The organism is Streptomyces sp. P9(2023) (assembly GCF_032436795.1).
In the GTDB taxonomy this organism is placed as follows: Bacteria; Actinomycetota; Actinomycetes; order Streptomycetales; family Streptomycetaceae; genus Streptomyces.
Window position 1 is genome coordinate 519,315 of record NZ_JAUPWM010000002.1, and the last position, 6,362, is coordinate 525,676.

The 6,362-nt window shown below is 72.6% G+C and carries 6 protein-coding genes; 2 read left to right on the forward strand and 4 right to left on the reverse strand.

From position 1 onward, the window contains the following. Positions 1-56: 56 nt before the first annotated feature. On the reverse strand, positions 57-518 hold the full coding sequence (locus Q5762_RS04850) for a DUF4442 domain-containing protein (RefSeq protein WP_315890667.1): 462 nt from the start codon (positions 516-518) through the stop codon (positions 57-59). Positions 519-624: 106 nt separating this feature from the next. Between Q5762_RS04850 and Q5762_RS04855 the strand changes: the two genes are divergently transcribed. Both Q5762_RS04855 and Q5762_RS04860 read left to right on the forward strand, forming a co-directional pair. Then, positions 625-1,716, forward strand: coding sequence for a hypothetical protein (locus tag Q5762_RS04855; protein ID WP_315890668.1), 1,092 nt, complete (start codon positions 625-627; stop codon positions 1,714-1,716). Between the two features lie 88 nt (positions 1,717-1,804). Further along, positions 1,805-3,106 (forward strand): MFS transporter, encoded by a 1,302-nt coding sequence (locus Q5762_RS04860; protein ID WP_315890669.1) that lies wholly within the window; start codon positions 1,805-1,807, stop codon positions 3,104-3,106. A 3-nt stretch (positions 3,107-3,109) separates the two neighbouring features. Here Q5762_RS04860 and Q5762_RS04865 read toward each other — a convergent pair whose 3' ends face one another. From Q5762_RS04865 to Q5762_RS04875, 3 genes are all read right to left on the reverse strand, one after another. Next, on the reverse strand, positions 3,110-3,901 hold the full coding sequence (locus Q5762_RS04865) for a fused MFS/spermidine synthase (RefSeq protein ID WP_315890696.1): 792 nt from the start codon (positions 3,899-3,901) through the stop codon (positions 3,110-3,112). 174 nt (positions 3,902-4,075) lie between these two features. Beyond that, complete coding sequence (gene tuf, locus Q5762_RS04870; RefSeq protein WP_315890670.1) at positions 4,076-5,245, reverse strand: elongation factor Tu; 1,170 nt, start codon at positions 5,243-5,245, stop codon at positions 4,076-4,078. 279 nt (positions 5,246-5,524) lie between these two features. Continuing rightward, positions 5,525-6,232 carry a DNA alkylation repair protein gene (locus tag Q5762_RS04875; protein ID WP_315890697.1) on the reverse strand — a complete coding sequence of 236 codons (708 nt, stop codon included), beginning with the start codon at positions 6,230-6,232 and terminating at the stop codon, positions 5,525-5,527. Positions 6,233-6,362 lie beyond the last annotated feature (130 nt).

A 6,362-nucleotide genomic window follows, 5' to 3' on the forward strand; every position in this document is an offset into this window, starting at 1 on the left:
CGGGGGCGACGGATGAGGCCCTAACAGTCAGCGGCCTGCCGTCGCCCTCGCCCGTGTTACTTCCCCTGGCCGTTCGGCCGCAGGGTCCAGACGACGGTCATCTCGCCGGTCACCGCGCCGTCCTCGCGGGTGATCGCGATGTGCACGGGGAACTCCGGGCGCTCGCCCGCGTCCAGTTCGGCGACGACGTCACCGGCCGGGCGGCCCAGGGTCGCGGTGGCCGTGACGACGCCCATGGCCAGCTTCTTGTAGCCGATCTCGGCCGTGACCGCGAGCGGGACCGCGCGGTTCAGCTGGTCGCCGAAGGCCGCCAGGACGATCGCGCCGCTGGCCGACTCGGCCAGCGTGAACATGGCTCCGGCGTGCGGTCCGCCGACGTGGTTGTGGTAGTCGGCCTGGTCCGGCAGGCGGACGACGGCACGCTCGGAAGTGGTCTCCAGGAACTCGAGCTTGAGGGTCCTGGCCATGGGAACCGTCGCGGCGAGCATCTCGCCGACGGACATCTGGTCTGCGCTCATGCGGCGATGTTACCCACCGGTAGTACGGATGGCCATCCCCGAACCCACCCGCCCGACCGGGGGCGGGCGTAGCAGGGTTCGCGCCACACCTCTATGGTTACTGGCCATGTGGCCAGGACAGCAGCCGCCCGGGGGCGAGCAGAACCCGCAGGACCAGAGTCAGAACCCCTACCAGCAGTCGGGGTACCAGCAGCAGCCGAACCCCTACCAACAGCCCGGCTATCAGCAGCAGCCGCCGGCCCAGCCGCCCACGCAGCCGGGTTACCCGCAGCAGCCCGCGCAGCCCGGCTACCCGCAGCCCAACCCGTACCAGCAGCCGACCGTCCCGCAGTACGCGGTTCCGGGAACGCCCCAGGGCGGACCCGGCGGGCCCGGCGACGCCAAGAAGAAGCAGACGACCCTGATCGCCATCGTCGCCGCGACCGCCGTGGTCGTCGCCGCCGGCGTCACGGGTTTCCTGGTGCTCGGCGACGACGACAAGAACACGAAGGCGGGCGGCGACCCGAAGGCCTCCTCGTCCGCGTCCGCCTCGGCCTCCTCGTCCGCCTCCGGCCAGGCTCCGCCCTCCATCGACAACCCCCGTGACGACGCCGACCTGCAGCCGACGATCCCCGGCTGGAAGGTCGTCCACAACCCGAAGTACGGCACGCTGTTCGACGTACCGCCCGACTGGGAGCTCCTGAAGCCCGGCACCGTCACCTTCTTCGAGGACGAGAAGAAGGGCGACGGCTCCCCGGTCGTCACGATGTCCGCTCCGGTGCGCTACAAGAGCAAGTGGTGCACGTTCGACACGAACAAGGACGGCTCCGAGGAGAGCTGGGGCCTGAGCAGCGCCGGCACCAAGGGCGGCCAGGGCGCCAAGAACACCTCCGAGGCCGCGTTCAACGAGGCCGGCAACTGGGTGTGGGCGGGCTACGCCCAGCACATGCCCAAGGGCACCATCAAGATCACCAAGGCCGTGCCGTACACCACCAAGTCCGGCCTCAGCGGCAGCATGGCGACGGCGACCGCCCCGGGCATCAAGAAGCGGAACAAGTGCGAGTCGGACGGCAAGTCCATCGCGTTCTCCTTCAAGAACGCCAAGGGCGACTTCTCGTCGTTCGTCCTCTACGGTGCCGACGGGGTCAAGGACGAGCTGGCGGACACCACGATCCAGCAGATCCTCTCCACGGTCCGGCTGGCGCCGGCGTCCTCGTGACGTCCGAGGCCTGACACCTGGCACCTCACACCGACGCCCGACCGAAATCGGTTTGGCAGGAGGCGCCGGCGACGGGGATAGTCCCGGGGTGAGAACTCCCGCCGCCTCCCCCCGCAGGCCCCTGCTCTCCCGCCGCCCCGACTGGGCCGGCCGTAATTACGTACTGCTGACCGCCGCCGCGATCGTCACCAACCTCGGCACCCACGGTGCCCTGATCGCGGCGGCGTTCGCGGTGATCCAGACCGGCGGCGACGGCGGTGACGTGGGCCTGGTGGCGGCGGCCCGCACCCTCCCGCTCGTTCTCTTCCTGCTCATCGGCGGCGCCGTCGCCGACCGCATACCCCGGCACCGGGTGATGGTGGCCGCCAACGCGCTGAACTGCGTCTCGCAGGCCGTCTTCGCCGTCCTCGTCCTGGCCGGCGACCCGCAGCTCTGGCAGATGATGCTGCTCACCGCGCTCTGCGGCACGGGCCAGGCCTTCTTCAGCCCGGCGGCCGAGGGCATGCTGATGTCCAGCGTCAACGGCGAACAGGCCAGCCGCGCCTTCGCCCTCTTCCGGATGGCGATGCACGGCGCCGGCATCGGCGGGGCCGCGCTCGGTGGCGCCATGATCGCCGCCGTCGGCCCCGGCTGGGTGCTCGCCATCGACGCGGCGGCCTTCGCCGTCGCCGGCGCGTTCCGCGCCTTCCTCGACGTCAGCCACATCGCCGAACGGAAGGCGGGCGGCGGACTGCTCGCCGATCTGCGCGAGGGCTGGCAGGAGTTCATCGGGCGGCCCTGGCTCTGGTCGATCGTGGCCCAGTTCTCGATCGTGGTGGCCCTCGTCGGCGCGGCCGAGTCGGTGTACGGGCCGCTGGTCGCCCGGGACGAGCTCGGCGGGGCGCGTCCCTGGGGGCTCGCGCTCGCCGCGTTCGGCGTGGGCACGCTGTCGGGCGCGCTGCTGATGATGCGCTGGAAGCCGCGCCGGATGCTCCTCGTGGGCACCCTGGGCGTCTTCCCCCTCGCTCTGCCCTCGGCGGCGCTGGCGGTGCCGCTCGACGTCGTCGGGCTCTCGGCCGCGATGTTCGTCAGCGGCCTTGCCATCGAGGTGTTCGGGGTGGCGTGGATGACCGCGCTGCACCAGGAGATCCCGGAGGAGAAGCTGTCGCGGGTCGCGGCGTACGACTGGTTCGGCTCGACGGCCATGCTCCCGCTCTCCACCGCGCTCGCGGGCCCGGCGGAGAGCCTCTTCGGCCGGAGTCAGGCGCTGTGGGGTTCGGCGGTGCTGATCGTGGTCGTGACGGCGCTGGTGCTGTTCGTCCCGGACGTACGGAACCTGACGCGCCGTACGAAGGAGGTCGCGTCCGGCGCGGCGACACCTGCCCCGTCACCGTCCAAGGCCGTCGGCTGACCGTCACCCGACGCTGAAGGCACCGTCCGGCGGTACGGGAGACGGCACCGCGTCCGCGTCGCCCACCGGCCGGGCGTCGCCGGTGAAGCGGGTGAGGCTCTCGCCGTACTCCACGCGCGCGGGGAACGCGTCCGCCGCCGCGCGCCGGGCGAGCCGGGCCGTGTCGATGTCGCCGTCGGAGGCGACGAGGACGGCGTTGCCGAAGCGGCGGCCGCGCAGCACGGCCGGTTCGGCGATCAGCGCCAGCTCGGGGAAGGCGGTCGCGAAGGTGGCCAGCTGGGAGCGGAGGAAGGCGAAGGGCGCCCCGTCGGCCAGGTTGGCGGCATAGATCCCGCCCGGCCGCAGCACCCTCCGCGCCTCCCGCGCGTACTCCACGGAGGTCAGGTGCGCCGGGACCCGCGAGCCGCCGAAGACGTCGGCGATCAGTACGTCCACCGACGCCGAGGGGGCGTTCTCCAGCCAGGCCCGGGCGTCGGCCCCGTGCACGGCCACCCCTGAGCCGTCGGGCAGCGGAAGGTGCTCGGCGACCAGGTCGAGCAGCCGCCGGTCGGCCTCCACCACGTCCTGGCGGGAGCCGGGGCGGGTGGCCGCGACATAACGGGGCAGGGTGAGCGCGCCGCCGCCGAGGTGGAGGACGGCGAGCGGGGCGCCGTCGTCGGCGGCGCTGTCGAGGACGTGGGCGAGCCGGAGCGCGTACTCGAACTCGAGGTGCGTCGGCTCGTCCAGGTCGACGTACGACTGCGGGGCGCCGTCGACCGTCAGCAGCCAGGCCCGCTCCCGGTCGATGTCCGGCATGAGCCGGGCGGTGCCGCCGTCGACGTCACGGATCACGGGAATGGGCTCGCTGGGGTCTTCCACGTGCTCATTGTGCCCGTACGGCGGCGAGGGCCGGCCCACCGACCGGCGGCGAGGGCGGCCGGAGGCCCGCGTTCCGCGACGTGCGGAACGCGGGCTTCCAGCCGGCCGGGGTCAGTCGACCGTCGTGACCGTGCCCGCGCCGACCGTGCGCCCGCCCTCGCGGATCGCGAAGCCGAGGCCCGGCTCCAGCGGCACGTCACGGCCGAGCTCGACGGTCATGGTGACCGTGTCGCCGGGGCGCGCGATCGCCGCCTCTCCGAGGTCGACGTCGCCGACGACGTCCGCGGTACGGATGTAGAACTGTGGCCGGTAGCCCGTGGAGACGGGGGTGGTGCGGCCGCCCTCTTCGCCCGACAGGACGTACACCTGGGCCGTGAACCGCCGCCTCGGGACGACGCTGCCGGGTGCCGCCACCACGTGCCCGCGGCGGACCGCGTCACGGGCGACGCCGCGCAGCAGGAGCGCCACGTTGTCACCGGCCTCGGCCGACTCCATGGGCTTGCCGAAGGTCTCGACACCGGTCACGACCGTCTCGACCTCCGCGCCGAGCACCTCCACCCGGTCGCCGACCCGGACCGTGCCCCGCTCGATCGCGCCGGTCACGACGGTGCCGCGGCCGGTGATGGTGAGCACGTTCTCCACGGACATCAGGAACGGCGCGTCCACGTAGCGCACCGGCATCGGTACGTACGTGTCCACGGCGTCGAGCAGCGCCTCGATCGCCCCGGCCCACCGCGCGTCCCCCTCCAGGGCCTTGAGCCCGGACACCCGCACGACGGGGACGGAGTCGCCGGCGTAGCCGTGTGCGGTCAGCAGCTCCCGTACCTCCAGCTCGACCAGGTCGGTCAGCTCGTCGTCCCCGGCGTCGGCCTTGTTGAGCGCGACGACGATGTGGTCGACGCCGACCTGGCGGGCGAGGAGCACGTGCTCGGCGGTCTGCGGCATGATCCCGTCGAGCGCGGAGACGACGAGGATCGCCCCGTCGAGCTGGGCGGCGCCGGTGACCATGTTCTTGACGTAGTCGGCGTGGCCGGGCATGTCCACATGGGCGTAGTGCCGGGTGTCGGTCTCGTACTCGACGTGCGCGATGTTGATGGTGATGCCGCGCTGGGCCTCCTCGGGCGCGCGGTCGATCCGGTCGAACGGCACGAAGGTGCCGGTCCCGCGCTCGCTGAGGACCTTGGTGATGGCGGCGGTGAGGGTGGTCTTGCCGTGGTCGACGTGGCCCATGGTGCCGATGTTCAGGTGCGGCTTGGTGCGCACGTATGCCGTCTTGGACATGGTTCGCTCGTTCCTTGAGCTCGAAGCGTGTGAGGGGACCCCGGGAGCGAACCGACCCTCCCCCTGCGGGGTCCGCCGGACGATCCGGGGAGGGTCAGCTTCGGGCGCCGTCGAACGCGGCTGCGAGGAACGTGGATGCCAGGAACGTGGCATCCACTACGGCAGCCTTCGGCGCGGCCGCGACTGCGGGCCGTGCTGCGAGGAAGGCGTACCGGGACATGCCCCCGATCATCGCGGGGCGGACGGCCGACGTCGAACGATTTTCCCGCGGGACGGGGTTCAGAGGTTCTTGAGCGCCTCACGCACGGAGAGCGGGGACAGCCGCTGCCGGCTCGCCTCCACGAAGGCACGCACCTCGTCCGGGTCCGTCTTGGCGTACTCGCGCAGGGCCCAGCCGATCGCCTTGCGGAGGAAGAAGTCGGTGTCCCCTGCGCGGCGCAGGCAGTAGGCGAACAGCCGCTCGGTGTCCGTGGCGTCCTTGAAGCGGAGCTGGTGAAGCAGCGCGGTGCGCGCCACCCACAGGTCGTCGTCCTCGATCCACACGTCCATCCGCGCGGCGAGCACCGGGTCGGCGGCGACGAGTCCGCCGACCACATGCGCGGCGAGGTGGTCGACGGTGTCCCACCAGGAGTCGGTGGTGACGAGGTGCCGGGCGACGGGCAGGAAGCCGGACGAGCAGCGCCGGACGTGGCGGCGCAGGTAGTCCACGGCGAAGTAGTGGTACTCGCGCTCGGGGAGGGCGAAGCAGCGCAGGGCGACGGCCGCGCAGTCGGCCTCGTCGGGGCGCGGGGTGCCGTCCAGGACGCTGCGGGACAGGGCGCGCCGCTCGGGGGTGCGGATGCCGAGGAAGGGCGCGGCGCCCTTCATGTACGCGACCATCTCCTGGGCCCGGAAGGGGTCACCGGCCGCCGAGTAGACCTCGGTGAGACGCCCGAGCACGGTGTCGGCGAGGGCGCTGGCGGGGACGGCGGGCGGCGCGGACGTCATACGGGTCACAGTACGGCGGCCCACGGCGCGCGGGCTCACGGTACGGCGGCTCGCGGCGCGCGGGCTCACGGTACGGCGGCTCGCGGCGCGCGGGCTCACGGTACGGCGGCTCGCGGCGCGCGGGCTCACG